General features: G+C 71.4%; 14 protein-coding genes and 2 pseudogenes. 14 read left to right on the top strand and 2 right to left on the bottom strand.

The window, feature by feature from the left end:
• A pseudogene (locus tag ABZ297_RS42745) lies at positions 1 to 1,345 on the top strand (hypothetical protein); the annotation flags it as partial.
• Between the two features lie 23 nt (positions 1,346 to 1,368).
• Entirely contained in the window at positions 1,369 to 2,172 is an 804-nt protein-coding gene (thiD, locus tag ABZ297_RS42740) for a bifunctional hydroxymethylpyrimidine kinase/phosphomethylpyrimidine kinase (protein ID WP_355358895.1), read from the top strand.
• 211 nt (positions 2,173 to 2,383) lie between these two features.
• Here thiD and rpmB read toward each other — a convergent pair whose 3' ends face one another.
• On the bottom strand, positions 2,384 to 2,569 hold the full coding sequence (gene rpmB, locus ABZ297_RS42735; protein ID WP_049556934.1) for a 50S ribosomal protein L28: 186 nt from the start codon (positions 2,567 to 2,569) through the stop codon (positions 2,384 to 2,386).
• Between the two features lie 201 nt (positions 2,570 to 2,770).
• On the opposite strand from rpmB, the gene ABZ297_RS42730 reads away from it, so the two are divergent.
• The 8 genes from ABZ297_RS42730 to mutM all read left to right on the top strand — a co-directional run bounded on the left by ABZ297_RS42730 (position 2,771) and on the right by mutM (position 10,431).
• The gene (locus ABZ297_RS42730; RefSeq protein ID WP_355358892.1) at positions 2,771 to 4,315 is read left to right on the top strand and encodes a DAK2 domain-containing protein; all 1,545 of its coding nucleotides are present in this window, start codon (positions 2,771 to 2,773) and stop codon (positions 4,313 to 4,315) included.
• A 45-nt stretch (positions 4,316 to 4,360) separates the two neighbouring features.
• Positions 4,361 to 6,535, top strand: coding sequence for an ATP-dependent DNA helicase RecG (gene recG / locus ABZ297_RS42725; RefSeq protein WP_355358889.1), 2,175 nt, complete (start codon positions 4,361 to 4,363; stop codon positions 6,533 to 6,535).
• Between the two features lie 260 nt (positions 6,536 to 6,795).
• The gene (gene rsmD, locus ABZ297_RS42720; RefSeq protein ID WP_355358886.1) at positions 6,796 to 7,365 is read left to right on the top strand and encodes a 16S rRNA (guanine(966)-N(2))-methyltransferase RsmD; all 570 of its coding nucleotides are present in this window, start codon (positions 6,796 to 6,798) and stop codon (positions 7,363 to 7,365) included.
• 15 nt (positions 7,366 to 7,380) lie between these two features.
• Positions 7,381 to 7,857, top strand: coding sequence for a pantetheine-phosphate adenylyltransferase (coaD, locus tag ABZ297_RS42715; protein WP_350808489.1), 477 nt, complete (start codon positions 7,381 to 7,383; stop codon positions 7,855 to 7,857).
• 70 nt (positions 7,858 to 7,927) lie between these two features.
• Positions 7,928 to 8,479 carry a YceD family protein gene (locus ABZ297_RS42710; protein ID WP_355358884.1) on the top strand — a complete coding sequence of 184 codons (552 nt, stop codon included), beginning with the start codon at positions 7,928 to 7,930 and terminating at the stop codon, positions 8,477 to 8,479.
• 1 nt (position 8,480) lies between these two features.
• Entirely contained in the window at positions 8,481 to 8,660 is a 180-nt protein-coding gene (gene rpmF / locus ABZ297_RS42705; protein ID WP_033409409.1) for a 50S ribosomal protein L32, read from the top strand.
• 211 nt (positions 8,661 to 8,871) lie between these two features.
• Positions 8,872 to 9,585: a ribonuclease III gene (rnc, locus tag ABZ297_RS42700; RefSeq protein WP_355358898.1), complete on the top strand. Its 714-nt coding sequence runs from the start codon at positions 8,872 to 8,874 to the stop codon at positions 9,583 to 9,585.
• Entirely contained in the window at positions 9,586 to 10,431 is an 846-nt protein-coding gene (mutM, locus tag ABZ297_RS42695) for a bifunctional DNA-formamidopyrimidine glycosylase/DNA-(apurinic or apyrimidinic site) lyase (protein ID WP_355358881.1), read from the top strand.
• On the opposite strand, the gene ABZ297_RS42690 is transcribed toward mutM, so the two are convergent.
• The gene (locus ABZ297_RS42690) at positions 10,379 to 11,512 is read right to left on the bottom strand and encodes an MFS transporter (protein WP_355358878.1); all 1,134 of its coding nucleotides are present in this window, start codon (positions 11,510 to 11,512) and stop codon (positions 10,379 to 10,381) included. The two genes, mutM and ABZ297_RS42690, sit on opposite strands and share 53 nt — an antisense overlap.
• 80 nt (positions 11,513 to 11,592) lie before the next feature.
• Between ABZ297_RS42690 and ABZ297_RS42685 the strand changes: the two genes are divergently transcribed.
• The 4 genes and pseudogenes from ABZ297_RS42685 to ABZ297_RS42670 all read left to right on the top strand — a co-directional run.
• Positions 11,593 to 12,498, top strand: coding sequence for a LysR family transcriptional regulator (locus tag ABZ297_RS42685; protein WP_355358875.1), 906 nt, complete (start codon positions 11,593 to 11,595; stop codon positions 12,496 to 12,498).
• 46 nt (positions 12,499 to 12,544) lie between these two features.
• Positions 12,545 to 12,841: an acylphosphatase gene (locus tag ABZ297_RS42680; RefSeq protein ID WP_355358872.1), complete on the top strand. Its 297-nt coding sequence runs from the start codon at positions 12,545 to 12,547 to the stop codon at positions 12,839 to 12,841.
• A gap of 189 nt (positions 12,842 to 13,030) precedes the next feature.
• On the top strand, positions 13,031 to 13,225 hold the full coding sequence (locus tag ABZ297_RS42675) for a hypothetical protein (RefSeq protein ID WP_355358869.1): 195 nt from the start codon (positions 13,031 to 13,033) through the stop codon (positions 13,223 to 13,225).
• A 181-nt stretch (positions 13,226 to 13,406) separates the two neighbouring features.
• Positions 13,407 to 14,582, top strand: a pseudogene (locus ABZ297_RS42670) (AAA family ATPase); the annotation flags it as partial.
• Positions 14,583 to 14,644 lie beyond the last annotated feature (62 nt).

Raw genomic sequence — 14,644 nt, 5'->3', positions numbered from 1 at the left:
CGGCCCGGACACCGGTCAGCCGTTCGGCGCGCCGCCCCCCCGCGGGCCCGCTCCGGACGTCGAGCAGCCGTTCGAGACCACGGGCGCCTTCGCGCGTCCCCCGCACTGGGACGCCCCCGAGGCGACCCAGCACCTCGACTCCGTCGGGCCCGCGTCCGACCCCTTCGCCCGTCCCGACGCCTTCAGGCAGCGTCCTGACCAGGGCGCCGGAGCCTTCGGCTCGCCTCCCGACGGCACGCAGGCGTTCGAGCAGCGCCCCGACGCGACCCAGACGTTCGGGACGCGTCCGGGGGACTCCGACCCCTTCGGGACGCGTCCGGGAGGCGACTTCGACGATCGGTGGCCCGGCAGGCTGCCCGAGCCGGGGGACGTCAAGGTCGCCGGCGAGCCGACCATGATCGACGGGACCGCCCCCGCGTGGGCCGACAACGACAGGTTCCTGGGCGGCTCCGAGTGGTCGGCCGACGACGAGGACGACAAGCCGCGCCGCCGCGGCCGCCGCAAGGCGGCACGCGACCACGACGTGCTCGACGCGCCCTCCCGCGGCGGCGGGAAGGGCAAGGTGGCCCTGCTCTCCGTGGCCGCGGTCGCCGTCGTGCTCGGCGGGACCGTCGCGGGCGTCAAGCTGATGGGCTCGTCCGGCACGGCGGCTGAGAAGTGCTCCGGCGGCACCTGCGCCGCGGTGCAGGCGTCCAACCAGCCGGGGCCGCAGACCTCGCAGTCCGGCACTCCGACAGAGGAGGACTCCGAGACGCCCACCGAGGAGCCGACGGAGGAGGAGAGCACCCCCGCCGAGGACACCCCGTCGCCCACGGCCACCATCGCCCCCCGCACGCCGCGCCGTACCACGTCCCCGAGCCCCACTCCGACGAAGACGAAGACGAAGACGAAGACGTCGTCTCCGAAGCCGACGAGGGCGCCGGTCGAGCCCACCCCGCTGGACAGCGTCTCGGCGACGCCGTCCGACGAGCCCTCGGTCCTCCACGACGGCGGCGTCGTCCCGACCGACGGCACCACCGCGCCCGATGCGAGCACCGCCCCCGGCGCCGGCTCGGTGAACATCGACTACCAGGCCAAGCAGCGGCTGACCGGCTACACGGCCCACCTGGACGTGGTCAACAGCTCGCAGCGGGCGCTGGGCGCGCTCACCGTCTCACTGCCGGTCACCGGGAAGGTGCTCGACGTGTCGGGCGCCACGTGGACGCAGGACGGCGACCTGCTCATCATCGACCTGGCCGCGCCGCTCGCGTCCGGGGCCTCGGCGGAGGTCACGTTCACGGCCGTCGGCAAGGCCACGCAGCCGGCGAGCTGCGGGATGGTCGGCGGGGACTGCGCCGTCAAGTAGGCATCCGCCCGGTACGTGGTTGGATGGGGGACATGACGGCTTCGACCCCTCCGCGCGTGCTGACCGTGGCCGGATCCGACTCCGGAGGCGGAGCGGGCATCCAGGCCGACCTGAAGACCATGCTCGCCCACGGTGTCCACGGCATGAGCGTCATCGCCGCGGTCACCGCGCAGAACTCGCTGGGCGTCCAGGGCTACTGGGAGCTGCCTCCCGAGGCCGTGCGCGCCCAGCTCGACTCGGTGCTGGGCGACATCGGCGCACAGGCGGTCAAGACGGGCATGCTGGCCTCATCACGCCTGGTCGAGGTGGTCGCCCAGGCGCTGGGGGCCTACGACGCGCCTGTGGTGGTCGATCCGGTGGGGGTGTCGAAGCACGGCGACGCGCTGCTCGCGCCCGACGCGGTCGAGACGATCCGGACGCTGCTGCTGCCCGTCGCCACCGTCGTCACGCCGAACCTGTGGGAGGTCGAGCAGCTCACCTCGGTCAAGGTCGAGGACGAGGACGGGCTGCGCCGCGCCGCGGACGCCGTGCTCGAGCTGGGTCCGGCCTGGGCACTGATCAAGGGGGGCCACCTGCCGGGCGAGCCCGTTGACCTGCTCACCGACGGCACCAGCGAGTACCGCTTCTCTGCAGCCCGCCTCGACAACCGGCACACCCACGGCACCGGCTGCACCCTGGCCTCCGCCATCGCCTCCCGGCTCGCGCTGGGCGACGACGTGCCGGAGGCGGTCGGCAGGGCCAAGGAGTACGTGACGGGCGCGATCGCCCGAGGCTTCCCCCTGGGCGACGGCATCGGCCCCGTGGACCACGCCTGGCAGTGGCGCTGACCCGGTCCATCCGGCGCGCGAGGCGGGCTCTGCGTCTCCGGCTCCGTCTCCAGCGCGCGAGGCGGGCTCCCAGTGTCTCCGGCCCCGTCTCCAGCACGCGGGGTTGGCTCCCAGCGCCTCCGGCTCCGTCTTCGGCGTGCGGGGCGGGCTTGCGCCGGAGACGACGAAAGCCCGCCGCTCGGTGAGCGACGGGCTTCCGGGAAACTCGGAACTAGCGGGTGACCTTGCCCGCCTTGATGCACGAGGTGCACACGTTCAGCTTCTTCGGCGTGCCGCCGATGACCGCGCGAACCGTCTGGATGTTGGGGTTCCAACGGCGACGGGTGCGGCGGTGGGAGTGGGACACGTTGTTGCCGAAGGTCGGCCCCTTGCGGCAGACATCGCAGACGGAAGCCACGGTATCGCTCCTTAAAACAGTCGATGTAGCCCTGTCCGCGTGATGCTTTCCGGGCGGAGGGCATGCCGGGACAACCGGCCAGCCAGACGAGGATATCCGATCCGTACCCCTGGACGCGAACCACAGGCACTGGACTGCGCCGAATGCGGCGATATCCTCCTCGATTAACGGTAGCGCACTCGGGGAGGTCGGAGCGCGCAGATGGAGGTTCTCGATCCGCCCGCGGTACGCCGCTGGGCCCGCCTGGCCGCCGACGCGCTGGGCGCCGCCAGGGCCGAGATCGACGCGCTGAACGTCTTCCCCGTCGCCGACGGCGACACCGGCACCAACCTGCACCTGACCATGCTGTCGGCGGCAGAGGCCGTCGAGGCGCTGCCCGACGGCGTCGACTCCGCGGTGACCTGGCAGACGCTCTCCTACGGCGCGCTGGTCGGGGCGCGCGGCAACTCCGGGGTCATCGTCAGCCAGGGGCTGCGCGGGCTGGCCGAGGTGCTGAAGGACGGCTCCGACCTGCGCGCGGCGCTGCTCAGGGCGGCGACCCTGGCCAGGGAGGCGGTGGCCAGGCCGGTCGAGGGCACGGTGCTGAGCGTGCTGGAGGCCGTGGCCCAGGCCGTCCAGGACGCGGAGGGCGGCCTCGCAGAGGTCGCGCGGCGCGCGGCGGGGGAGGCCCGCGCGGCGCTGCGCCGCACCCCTGAGCAGCTCGACGTGCTCGCCCGCAGCGGCGTGGTGGACGCGGGCGGCGCGGGCCTGGCGATCGTCCTGGAGTCGCTCGCGGAGGTGATCACCGGCTCCTACGGCGGCCGCTACGAGGTGCCCGCGCCGACCTCGCGGATCTCGCCGATGGCCGAGGTGGGGGCGGGGTACGAGGTGATGTACCTGCTCGACGCCGACGACGCGGCCGTGGCGGGGCTGCGCGCGGAGCTCGACGCGATGGGCGACTCGCTGGTCGTGGTGGGCGGGGAGGGGCTGTGGAACGTCCACGTGCACGTGGACGAGGCGGGCCCGGCGATCGAGGCCGCGCTGCGGGCGGGGCGTCCGCACCGGATCAAGGTCACCTACCTGGCGGAGCGCACGCACCGGGCCAGCGCGGGCAGGGGCGTGGTGGCCGTCGCCGCAGGCGACGGGATCGCCGCGCTGTTCGAGGACGGCGGCGCGGTGGTGGTCCGGCGGTCGCCAGGCGGCACGCCCACGCTTCCCGCGATGCTGGCGGCGATCAGACAGGCGGGCAGCGAGGTCGCGGTGCTGCCGAACGACGAGCACGTCAGGTCCGTGGCCGCCGCGGCGGCGGAGATCGCCCGCGAGGACGGGGTCGTGGTCAGCGTGCTCCCGACCAAGGCCACCGTGCAGGGGCTGGCGGCGCTGGCCGTGCACGACCCGCTGCGCCGCTTCGACGACGACGTGGTGGCGATGACCGACGCGGCGGGCCACACCCGGCACGGCCATCTGACGGTGGCCGACAGGGAGGCGGTCACCAGCGCGGGCGTGTGCCGTCCGGGGGACGTCCTCGGGCTGATCGACGGCGACGTGGCCGTGATCGGCGGCACGCTCGACGCGGTGGCCACGACGGTGGTCGACAGGATGGTGGCGGGCGGCGGCGAGCTGGTCACCCTCGTCACCGGCAGGGACGCCCCCGCGCGGCTCGCGGCCCGCGTCGAGGAGCACCTGAACCGCGCCAGGCCCGAGCTGGACCTGGTCGTCTACGACGGAGAGCAGGGCGGCTACCCGCTGCTCATCGGCGTCGAATGAATGTCGGACGAATCCTGTCGGTCACAGGCGGTAGAACATAGAGCCGTGAGCCGTTTCGACGAGCCCCTGACCAAGGCCCTCGACCCGAAGACCGCCAAGCTGCTGCACAGCGTGCTCGGCCTGGAGACGGTCGGCGACCTGCTGCGTCACTACCCGCGCCGCTACGCCGAGCGCGGCGAGCTGACCTCGCTCGACGCGCTGGAGGTCGACGAGCACGTCACGGTGGTCGGTGAGGTCACCAGGCTGATGCGCAAGCCGATGCGCAACCGGGGCGGCACCTGGCTGGAGGTCGAGGTCGTCGACGGCAACCGCAACAAGATCTACCTGTCGTTCTTCGGCAAGGGGTCGCACGTGGCCGAGTCGCGGCTCAAGCCGGGGCGGCGCGGCATGTTCGCGGGCAAGGTGGGGCTGTTCGGGTCGCGCACCAGCCCGCGCTGGCAGCTGGCGCATCCGGAGTTCGAGCTGTTCGAGGAGAGCGAGGCCAGCGCCGCGGAGTTCGCGGCCGCGCCGGTGCCGATCTACCCGGCGGGCAAGGACCTCACGCCGTGGGCGATCAGGCGCGCGATCGGCGTGGTGCTCGACACGCTCGGCCCGCTCGACGACTCGCTGCCCGAGTCGCTGCGCGCACGGCTGAAGCTGGAGGGGCTGGCCGAGGCGCTGGTGGCCGTCCACCGTCCGAAGGACTTCGGCGACGTGCAGCGGGCGCGCAAGCGGCTGAAGTTCGACGAGGCGTTCGTGCTGCAGGCGGTGCTGTTGCAGCGCAGGCAGGCGGCCACGGCCTGGCCGGCCAAGGCGCGGCCCCGGCGCGACGGCGGGCTGCTGGCCGACTTCGACGGCCGGCTGCCGTTCTCGCTCACCGAGGGCCAGGCGCTGGTGGGCGAGGAGATCGCGGCCGACCTCGCCCTGGAGCACCCGATGCATCGGCTGCTCCAGGGCGAGGTCGGCGCCGGCAAGACGGTGGTGGCGCTGCGCGCGATGCTGCAGGTGGTCGACGCGGGCGGCCAGGCGGCGCTGCTCGCGCCCACCGAGGTGCTCGCCCAGCAGCACCACCGCTCGATCACCGGCATGCTGGGCGATCTCGCGCAGGGCGGCATGTTCGGCGGCACCGCGGTCACGCTGCTGACGGGCTCGATGGGGGCCGCGGCCCGCCGTTCCGCGCTGCTCGACGCCGCCTCGGGCACGGCCGGCATCGTCGTGGGCACCCACGCCCTGCTCCAGGAGCACGTCCAGTTCGCCGACCTGGGGCTGGTCGTGGTCGACGAGCAGCACCGCTTCGGCGTGGAGCAGCGCGACGCGCTGCGCGAGAAGGCGGGCGGCAACCGTCCGCACGTGCTGGTCATGACCGCCACCCCGATCCCGCGCACGGTCGCCATGACCGTCTTCGGCGATCTGGAGGTCTCCACGCTGTCGCAGCTGCCCTCGGGGCGCGCGCCCATCACCACGCACGTCGTCCCGGCGGCGGAGAAGCCGCACTTCCTGGAGCGCACCTGGGAGCGGGTGCGCGAGGAGGTGGCGCTGGGCAGGCAGGCGTACATCGTCTGCCCCCGCATCGGCGACACCGAGGGCGACGAGGGCGACCTGGAGGTCACCTCCGACGAGGAGCGCCGCCCGCCGCTCGCGGTCCTCGACGTGGCGGAGCTGCTGTCCGAGGGGCCCTTCCACGACCTGAGGCTCGCCGTCCTGCACGGCAAGCTCCCGCCGGAGGAGAAAGACGCGATCATGCGCTCCTTCTCGCGGGGCGAGCTCGACGTGCTGGTCGCCACCACGGTCATCGAGGTGGGCGTCGACGTCCCCAACTCCTCCGTCATGATCATCATGGACGCCGACCGGTTCGGCGTCTCCCAGCTTCACCAGCTCCGCGGCCGGGTGGGCAGGGGCGGCCTGCCGGGGCTGTGCCTGCTGGTGTCCGACTTCCCCGAGGGCACCCCCGCCCGCGCCCGTCTCGACGCGGTGGCGGCCACCCTCGACGGCTTCGAGCTGTCGCGGGTCGACCTGGAACAGCGCCGCGAGGGCGACGTCCTGGGCGCGGCCCAGTCGGGCAAGCGGACGTCGCTGAAGCTGCTGCAGCTGCTGAGAGACGAGGACGTGATCGAGACCGCCCGCGCGGAGGCGGCGGCGCTGCTGGCGTCCGACCCCTCGCTGGAGTCGCACGCGGGGCTGCGCGCGGAGATCGACAGGCTGCTGGCCGACGAGCGGGCCGGGTACCTGGAGAAGACCTGAACATGATTGTTGGGCCCAGCCGCGGGGACGGCCTCCCCCCGAATGCCGTCCCCGGCTGGGCCCACCCCTCGGGTCAGGTGCCGAGGGCACCGGCGTGCGGAAGGGCTCACGATCACGCCGGTCGGCCTCCATCTGGGTCACCTCGGAGGCCGCAGAACTCATCATGCGGGGCTGTCCGGGCAATGTGAATCACCCTTGCGCAGACGAGGCCGACACTTGTCCACTCTTGACCTGCACCGATATGCGGAACAATGGCTCGCATGACTCGGATCATCGCGGGGAGCGCGGGTGGGCGACGGCTGACCGTCCCGCCGGGGCGCGGCACGAGACCGACCAGCGACAGGGCTCGAGAAGGAATCTTCTTGACCCTCGACTCGCTGCACGGGCTCGACGGGGCCCGGGTGCTGGATCTGTACGCCGGGTCGGGCGCGGTGGGGCTGGAGGCGCTGTCGCGGGGGGCGGCGCACGCGCTGCTGGTCGAGTCCGACCAGAGGGCCGTGCGGACCATCAGGGCGAACGTCGACGCGCTGGGGCTGCCGGGGGCGCGGGTGGTGGCCGACAAGGTGGAGCGGGTGCTCGGCAGGCCCCCGGAGGGGGAGCCGTACGACATCGTCTTCGCCGACCCCCCCTACGCCCTGGCGGACGAGGACGTCACGCGGGTGCTGGAGCTGTTGCGCGACAACGGCTGGCTGGCAGGGGAGGCCCTGGTGGCATTCGAACGGGAGACGCGGGGAAAGTCGCTGGTGTGGCCCGAAGGGTACTTTGAGGAGAGGGTCCGTAGATATGGCGAAGCATCCGTTTGGTACGGTCGCGCCGCCGGGAACCCGTAGACCTGGGGAGGCGTTTTGCGCCGCGTTGTCTGCCCGGGGTCGTTCGACCCCATCACCAATGGCCATCTCGACATCATCGGCCGGTCCGCCCGGCTCTACGACGAGGTGACCGTCGCGGTACTGATCAACCTGGAGAAGAGCAGCCTGTTCACGGTCGACGAACGGATCGACATCCTGCAGACCGTGACCAAGGAGTACCCGAACGTCAAGGTCCAGAAGTTCCACGGCCTGCTCGTCGACTTCTGCAAGCAGAACGACATCCCCGCGATCGTCAAGGGGATCAGGGTGGTCAGCGACTTCGACTACGAGCTGCAGATGGCCCAGCTCAACTACCGGCTGTCGGGAGTCGAGACGCTGTTCATGCCGACGAACCCCGAGTACTCGTTCCTCTCATCCAGCCGGGTCAAGGAGATCGCCCGGTATGGTGGGGACGTGTCCGGCCTGGTGCCCGACCTGGTGCACAAGCTGCTCATTGAGCGGCTCAGGGGCTAGTGGTCACCTGGTATCCTTTCATTTCGGCCTTGTACGACGGCGACAGTTCGCCATGCCTAGCGAGAGCAGGATGACTCAGCACCTCAACCCCCGCTCCCCTTGGGTGATCTCCACTCATGATCTGGGAAAGCGGCCGGGCACGATGCGTGAGCTCGCCGTGACTCTCCCGGCACCGGCGGATCTCGGCGTCAACATGATCGGCGTCCCCAAGGGCGCCGAAGTCGAGCTGGATCTCCGGCTCGAAGCAGTGATGGAAGGCGTGCTCGTCTCGGGTACGGCGCAGACCCCGCTCTCCGGGGAGTGCGTGCGGTGCCTCGACCCGGTCACCTCGGAGATCGAGGTTGACCTGCAGGAGCTGTTCTTCTACTCCGACGAGGACGCCTCGGAGGAAGATTCGCTGCTCGACGGGGAGCTGCTCGACCTCGAGCCGACGTTCCGCGACGCGGTGGTGCTCGCACTGCCGTTGAGCCCGGTCTGCCGAGAAGACTGCCGGGGGCTCTGCGTGGAGTGCGGGGTCAAGCTGGCCGAGGCCGGCGACGACCACCGGCACGAGAAGATCGACGCCCGGTGGGCGTCGTTGCAAGGTCTGGTTACCGAGAACGATAACGATCAGGAGAAGTGACGTGGCCGTCCCGAAGCGAAAGATGTCGCGGAGCAACACCCGCGCCCGTCGCTCCCAGTGGAAGACGACTGCTGTCGCCCTGGTGAGCTGCCCGCAGTGCCGTTCGCCCAAGCAGCCGCACATCGCGTGCCCCACCTGCGGCACCTACAACCGTCGTCAGGTCATCGAGCCGTCTGCCTGATCTCGCAGTTGACGTGATGCCGACCGGGTGCCATTGTGCCCCGGTCGGCGTTACCGTCTCAAATGCGTGCGGTGGCGGTTCGCCCGCGGTCGTGGTGGACGCCGGGGTTCTCCCGACGCCCACCACGTTTTCGGGCATTCTCCGCAGCCGTCGCGCCTTGTGAAGACGTCCAAGGAGGAAGCACGTGGGTGCGGGTCCCAAGCCGGTGGCCGTGGAGGTCGCCAGAGACGAGCTGGAGCGAGTGCTGTCGGTCAGCCTCGACTCCGACATTCTCGAGCGGGCGCTGACGCACCGCTCGTACGCGTACGAGAACGGCGGCCTGCCCACCAACGAGCGCCTGGAGTTCCTCGGCGACTCGGTGCTGGGCCTCGTGGTCACCGACACCCTCTACCGCAACCACCCCGACCTGCCGGAAGGGCAGCTCGCCAAGCTGCGGGCCGCGGTGGTCAACATGCGCGCCCTGGCCGACGTGGCGCGCAACCTGGGCCTGGGCCGGTTCCTGCGGCTCGGCAGGGGCGAGGAGGGCACGGGCGGCCGTGACAAGTCGTCGATCCTGGCCGACACGCTGGAGGCGCTGATCGGCGCCATCTACGTCGACAAGGGCCTCGACGAGGCGTTCAGGGTGGTTCACCTGCTGTTCGACCCGCTGATCGTCCGCTCGGCGTCGCTGGGCGCCGGGCTCGACTGGAAGACCTCCCTGCAGGAGCTCACCGCGTCCGAGGCGCTCGGCGTGCCCGAGTACCACGTCGAGGAGAGCGGCCCCGACCACGCCAAGTCGTTCACCGCGGTGGTGCGGGTCGGCGGCGAGTCGTACGGCACGGGCAACGGGCGCAGCAAGAAGGAGGCCGAGCAGCAGGCGGCCGAGGCGGCCTGGACCCGCATCAGGGCCCGCCGCGAGCAGCGCGAGAGCCAGCCGGCGGGCTAGTTGCCGGAGCTGCCAGAGGTCGAAGTCGTCAGGCGCGGCCTCGCGACGTGGGTCATCGGCCGCAGGATCGCCTCGGCCGAGGTGCTGCACCCGCGCGCGATCAGGCGGCACGTGCCGGGCGCCGACGAGTTCACCGCACGCCTGAAGGGCCGTCTGGTGAAGTCGGCGCAGCGGCGCGGCAAGTACCTGTGGCTGCCGCTGTCGGGCGCCGAGGAGGCGCTGCTCGCCCACCTGGGCATGAGCGGCCAGCTGCTCGTGGTCGAGCCCGCCGCGCCGCTGGAGAAGCATCTGCGGGTCCGCCTGCGTTTCGAGGACGGCGGCCCCGACCTGCGCTTCGTCGACCAGCGGACGTTCGGTCACGTGATGCTCACGCCTCTGGTCGAGGGCGTCCCCGAGCCGATCGCGCATATCGCCCCCGACCCGTTCGAGGCCGCCTTCGACGAGGACGAGTTCACCCGCAGGCTCAGGGCCAAGCACACCGAGATCAAACGGGCCCTGCTCGACCAGTCGCTGATCAGCGGCGTCGGCAACATCTACGCCGACGAGGCGCTCTGGCTGGCCAGGCTGCACTGGGCGCGTCCCACGCAGAGCCTGACCCGTCCGAAGATCGCCGAGTTGGTCGAGGCCGTGCGCACGGTCATGGGAGCCGCGCTGCAGCAGGGCGGCACGTCCTTCGACAGCCTGTACGTGAACGTCAACGGCGAGAGCGGCTACTTCGACCGCTCGCTGGAGGCGTACGGCCGGCGCGACCAGCCCTGCTCCCGCTGCGGCACCCCGATCAGGCGGGAGGCGTTCATGAACCGTTCGTCGTACTCCTGCCCCAGATGCCAGCGCAGGCCGCGCTGACGCAGGCGAGCGCGGCGCCCGCCCACATCACCGCCGGGATGGAGATCCCGTCCACGATCCTGCCGCCGAGCAGCGCCCCGAGCGAGATGGCGGCGTTGAAGACGCTGGTGAACACGGCCATCGCCGCGTCGCCGCCGCCGGCCCTGATCACCCAGAGCTGGAGCGAGACCGACACGCCCCCGTACGCGACACCCCAGAGCGCGAGCACGGGCAGAGGCTGGCCGATCAGGGGCAGGGCCGCCGTCGCGAGGGCGATCAGCGCGGCCAGCGTCACCAGCGCCCGTCTGGGGACGCGGGCCGCCCGCGCTCCGGCGGCGAAGTTCCCGAGCACGCCCGCGACCCCGTACAGCAGCAGGGCGGCGGTGACCAGCCCGGCGCCCGCTCCCGAGACCTGCTCCAGGAACGGCCTGACGTAGGTGTAGGCCGCGAAGTGGCCGGTCACGAGCAGCGCGGTGACGGCCATCACGACCCTGACGGGCCCCAGCTCCCTCAGCCGGACGGCGGGCCCGGCGGGCAGCGGCGGGACTGTCAGCGCGATGGCCGCGCACACCCCCAGGGCCAGCACCGCCACCGCCGCGAACGCCGCCCGCCAGCCCGCCAGCTGTGCCAGGAACGTTCCGGCGGGCACGCCGAGCACGGACGCCACGGAGATGCCTCCGGAGATCAGCGCGGTGGCCCGGCCCACCGACCGCTCCGGTGCCAGCCGCACGCCCAGCCCCGCCGCGAAGGCCCAGAACCCGCCGATGCTCACCCCGACCAGCAGCCTGGCCGCCAGCATCACCCAGTAGTCCGGCGCGAGCGCGGCCAGCAGGTTGGCCGCCGCCAGCAGCAGCATGAGCGCGCCCAGCAGGGTCCGCCGGTCGACCCCGCGGGCCGTGACCACCAGCACGGGCGCGGCCACCGCGGCGACCAGGCCGGGAGCGGTCATCGTCAACCCGGCCGTCCCGGCGGACACTCCGAGGCCGGAGCCGATGGAGGTCAGCAGCCCGACCGGCAGCATCTCGCTGGTGACAACGGAGAACGTGCCCACGGCGACGGCGGACACGGCGAACCAGTTCGCTCGTTCAACGGTGATCGTCATGCCGTCCAGCCTTCAGCCGGACCGCTCGGCGGAACAATGACGAGGATCGAACCCTTGGTTTAGTGGGACTAAGGAGTGAGATGGAGTTCAGGGAACTGGAATGCTTCGTCGTGCTCAGCGAGGAGCTGCACTTCGCCCGGGCCGCCGAGCGCCTCTACGTCTCGCCGGGGCGGGTCAGCCAGCTCGTGCGCGCGCTGGAGACGCGGATCGGGGCCCGGCTGTTCGAGCGCTCGAGCAGGAGCGTGCGGCTGACGCCGCTCGGGGAGCGCTTCCTGGCGGACCTGCGTCCCGCCTACGACGGCCTGGCGGCGGCGATGGAGCAGGCCAAGGCCGGGGCGCGCCGCGTGGAGGGCGTCCTGCGGGTCGGCTTCCAGGGGTCTCCCTCGGACGTCGTGATGGGGGCGGTGCGGGCGTTCGAGCGCCGGCACCCGAGGTGCGAGGTCGTGCTCGCGGAGGTGCTCCTCTCCGACCCGTTCAGCAGGCTGCGCGACGGCGAGGTGGACGTGACCTTCACCCTGCTCCCCGTCGAGGAGCCGGACGTGGTCACGGGCCCCGCGCTCAACAACGTCCCGGTGTGCCTGGGCCTGTCGAAGCGCCATCCCCTGGCGTCCAGGCGGACGATCGGCGCGGAGGAACTGGCCGGCGTTCCCCTGATCGGCCTGGACACCCGCGCGCCGCGCCCGCTACGCGAGCTGATCGCCCCCACGGCGACCCCGGAGGGCCGGCCGGTTCCGTCTGCGGGCACGGTCGCCACGAGTCAGGAGGGCTTCACCCAGGTCGCGCTGAACCGGGGCGGCATGCTGTTCTGCTCGCCCACGGCGGCCCAGCACGGGCGTCCCGACATCGTCTTCGTCCCCGTCACCGGCCTGCCGCCGTCGCGGCTCGGGCTGGCCTGGCTCCGCTCGGCGGAGACGGCCACGATCAGGGCGTTCAACGAGGCCGCCGCCACCGTGATCCGGTCGCGCGCGGGGGACCTGGTGGCGTGAGGTGGGGGAAAATGGCACTCATTGCCGTCCATTACGGAGAGTAAAAATGGACAATGCACTACAAAATGCCGAAAATATCCGCGTGACCGCCTGGGTGAGGGGCAGAGTTCAAGGAGTCGGCTTTCGGTGGTGGACTCGCGCCAGGGCTCTGGAACTCGGATTGATGGGCTGGGCGCGCAACACGGACGACGGCAGGGTGGAGGTTGTGGCCGAAGGGCCGCGCGACGCCTGCGTCAAGCTGCTTGAGCTGCTCAGGGGTTGCGACACGCCAGGCAGGGTCGATGGAGTAGTGGAACGTTGGAGCGAACCTAGAGGTAGTTTGGGGGGGTTTGTAGAGAGGTAGCCCTTCCGTTAAACCGCCCAAATAGGGTATAGTTATATGGCGAGAGTGCCTGTCGGCAGGGCTCAGCGGTCCGTTCGACTTGACCGCCCACACTGCCGGTGCGACTCTTGTTAAGTACCACGCGCACCCCTCCCGCGGAACTGAAGTGCGCGAACCAGTCTGGTCACTCAGCGTGGAGGACCCTTTACCATGGCGAAGGCTCTACTCGGCCACGTCGGCGGTCCTGACCCTCGAATGGTCTCGGAGATGCGCCGTCTGCAGCAGCGAATCCGGGATCTGGAGGCAGAACTCATCCGACTTCAGGCTACGAATGACGCTCTTGCGGCGGCTACCCGCGAAGAGGCGCTCAGCCGCATACAGGAGCGCGAGCCGGCACTCACCTGAGAGTGATCGGAGCGCAAGATCAGGGACGTCTCGGAGAGGCGTCCCTTGTTATTTGCGCTCGTACGGGAAAGCTTTGGCCCTCTTTTGCGTAGTTGGCCGCTTACTCGACCGCAGCCGCCGACGCCAGGCAGCGAGGACCAGTAGGCTTTCCCGAAGTTCGCTCAGGAGAAGGGGTCCCCGCGTGTATTTGAAGACCCTCACCCTGCGCGGTTTCAAGTCCTTCGCCTCCGCCACCGCACTGCGTTTCGAGCCCGGCATCACCTGCGTGGTGGGCCCCAACGGCTCCGGCAAGTCCAACGTCGTCGACGCGCTGGCCTGGGTCATGGGCGAGCACAGCGCCAAGTCGCTGCGCGGCGGCAAGATGGAGGACGTCATCTTCGCCGGCACCTCGTCCAGGCCGCCCCTGGGCAGGGCCGAGGTGACCCTGACCATCGACAACACCGACGGCGCGCTGCCGATCGACTACACCGAGGTCACGATCAGCCGCCTGATGTTCAGGTCGGGCCAGAGCGAGTACGCGATCAACGGCGACACCTGCCGGCTGCTCGACATCCAGGAGTTGCTGTCCGACTCGGGCATCGGCCGCGAGATGCACGTCATCGTCGGGCAGGGCCAGCTCGACGCGGTGCTGCACGCCGGCCCCGAAGACCGGCGGGCCTTCATCGAGGAGGCCGCGGGCGTACTCAAGCACCGCAAGCGCAAGGAAAAGGCGCTTCGCAAGCTCGACGCCATGCAGGCCAACCTCACCCGCGTCCAGGACCTCGCCACCGAGCTGCGCCGCCAGCTCAAGCCGCTCGGCCGTCAGGCGGAGATCGCCCGCAAGGCCGCCGTCATCCAGGCCGACCTGCGCGACGCGCGGCTGCGCCTGCTGGCCGACGACGTCTGCATCCTGCGCGAGACCCTGCAGCGCGAGGCGGCCGACGAGGCGGCGATCCTGTCCAGGCGCACCCAGGTCGAGGCCGAGCTGGCCGAGGGGCAGCAGCGCGAGGCCGCCCTGGAGGCCGCCGAGGCCGAGACACAGCCCCGGCTGAGCGCCGCCCAGGAGACCTACTTCCGGCTGTCGTCGTTGCGCGAGCGCATCACCGGGCTGGAGCAGCTGGCCGCAGAGCGGCACCGGCACGCCCTCGACGCCGCCGCCATCGAGCGGCGCGGGCGCGACCCCGAAGACCTAGAGCGCGAGGCCGCCGAGGTCCGCGAGCGGGAACTCGTCCTCAGGGCCGAGCTGGAGCACGCCCAGGAGCTGCTGGAGGAGGCCGTCGAGCGGCGCACCGAGGCGGAGGGTGAGCTGGCCGCCGAGGAGCGGCGGCTGGCGATGGCGGCCAGAGCCGCCTCCGACCGGCGCGAGGGCCTGGCCAGGCCGATCGGAAGTGCGTCGGGTAGGGAAAGTAGGGTGTAGAAAGCGGGGTGATCTAGGTGGTC

Source organism: Nonomuraea sp. NPDC005983 (assembly GCF_040614375.1).
Classification (GTDB): domain Bacteria; phylum Actinomycetota; class Actinomycetes; order Streptosporangiales; family Streptosporangiaceae; genus Nonomuraea.
The sequence above is the reverse complement of the archived record's forward strand: the minus strand, read 5'-3'. Positions and strand labels throughout refer to the sequence as shown.

Coding starts and splice junctions, on each gene's coding strand:
- thiD (WP_355358895.1), top strand. CDS start 1,369: ATGGGGGACATGACGGCTTCGACCCCTCCGCGCGTGCTGACCGTGGCC.
- ABZ297_RS42730 (WP_355358892.1), top strand. CDS start 2,771: ATGGAGGTTCTCGATCCGCCCGCGGTACGCCGCTGGGCCCGCCTGGCC.
- rsmD (WP_355358886.1), top strand. CDS start 6,796: ATGACTCGGATCATCGCGGGGAGCGCGGGTGGGCGACGGCTGACCGTC.
- ABZ297_RS42710 (WP_355358884.1), top strand. CDS start 7,928: ATGACTCAGCACCTCAACCCCCGCTCCCCTTGGGTGATCTCCACTCAT.
- ABZ297_RS42690 (WP_355358878.1), bottom strand. CDS start 11,512: ATGACGATCACCGTTGAACGAGCGAACTGGTTCGCCGTGTCCGCCGTC.
- ABZ297_RS42685 (WP_355358875.1), top strand. CDS start 11,593: ATGGAGTTCAGGGAACTGGAATGCTTCGTCGTGCTCAGCGAGGAGCTG.
- ABZ297_RS42680 (WP_355358872.1), top strand. CDS start 12,545: ATGGACAATGCACTACAAAATGCCGAAAATATCCGCGTGACCGCCTGG.
- ABZ297_RS42675 (WP_355358869.1), top strand. CDS start 13,031: ATGGCGAAGGCTCTACTCGGCCACGTCGGCGGTCCTGACCCTCGAATG.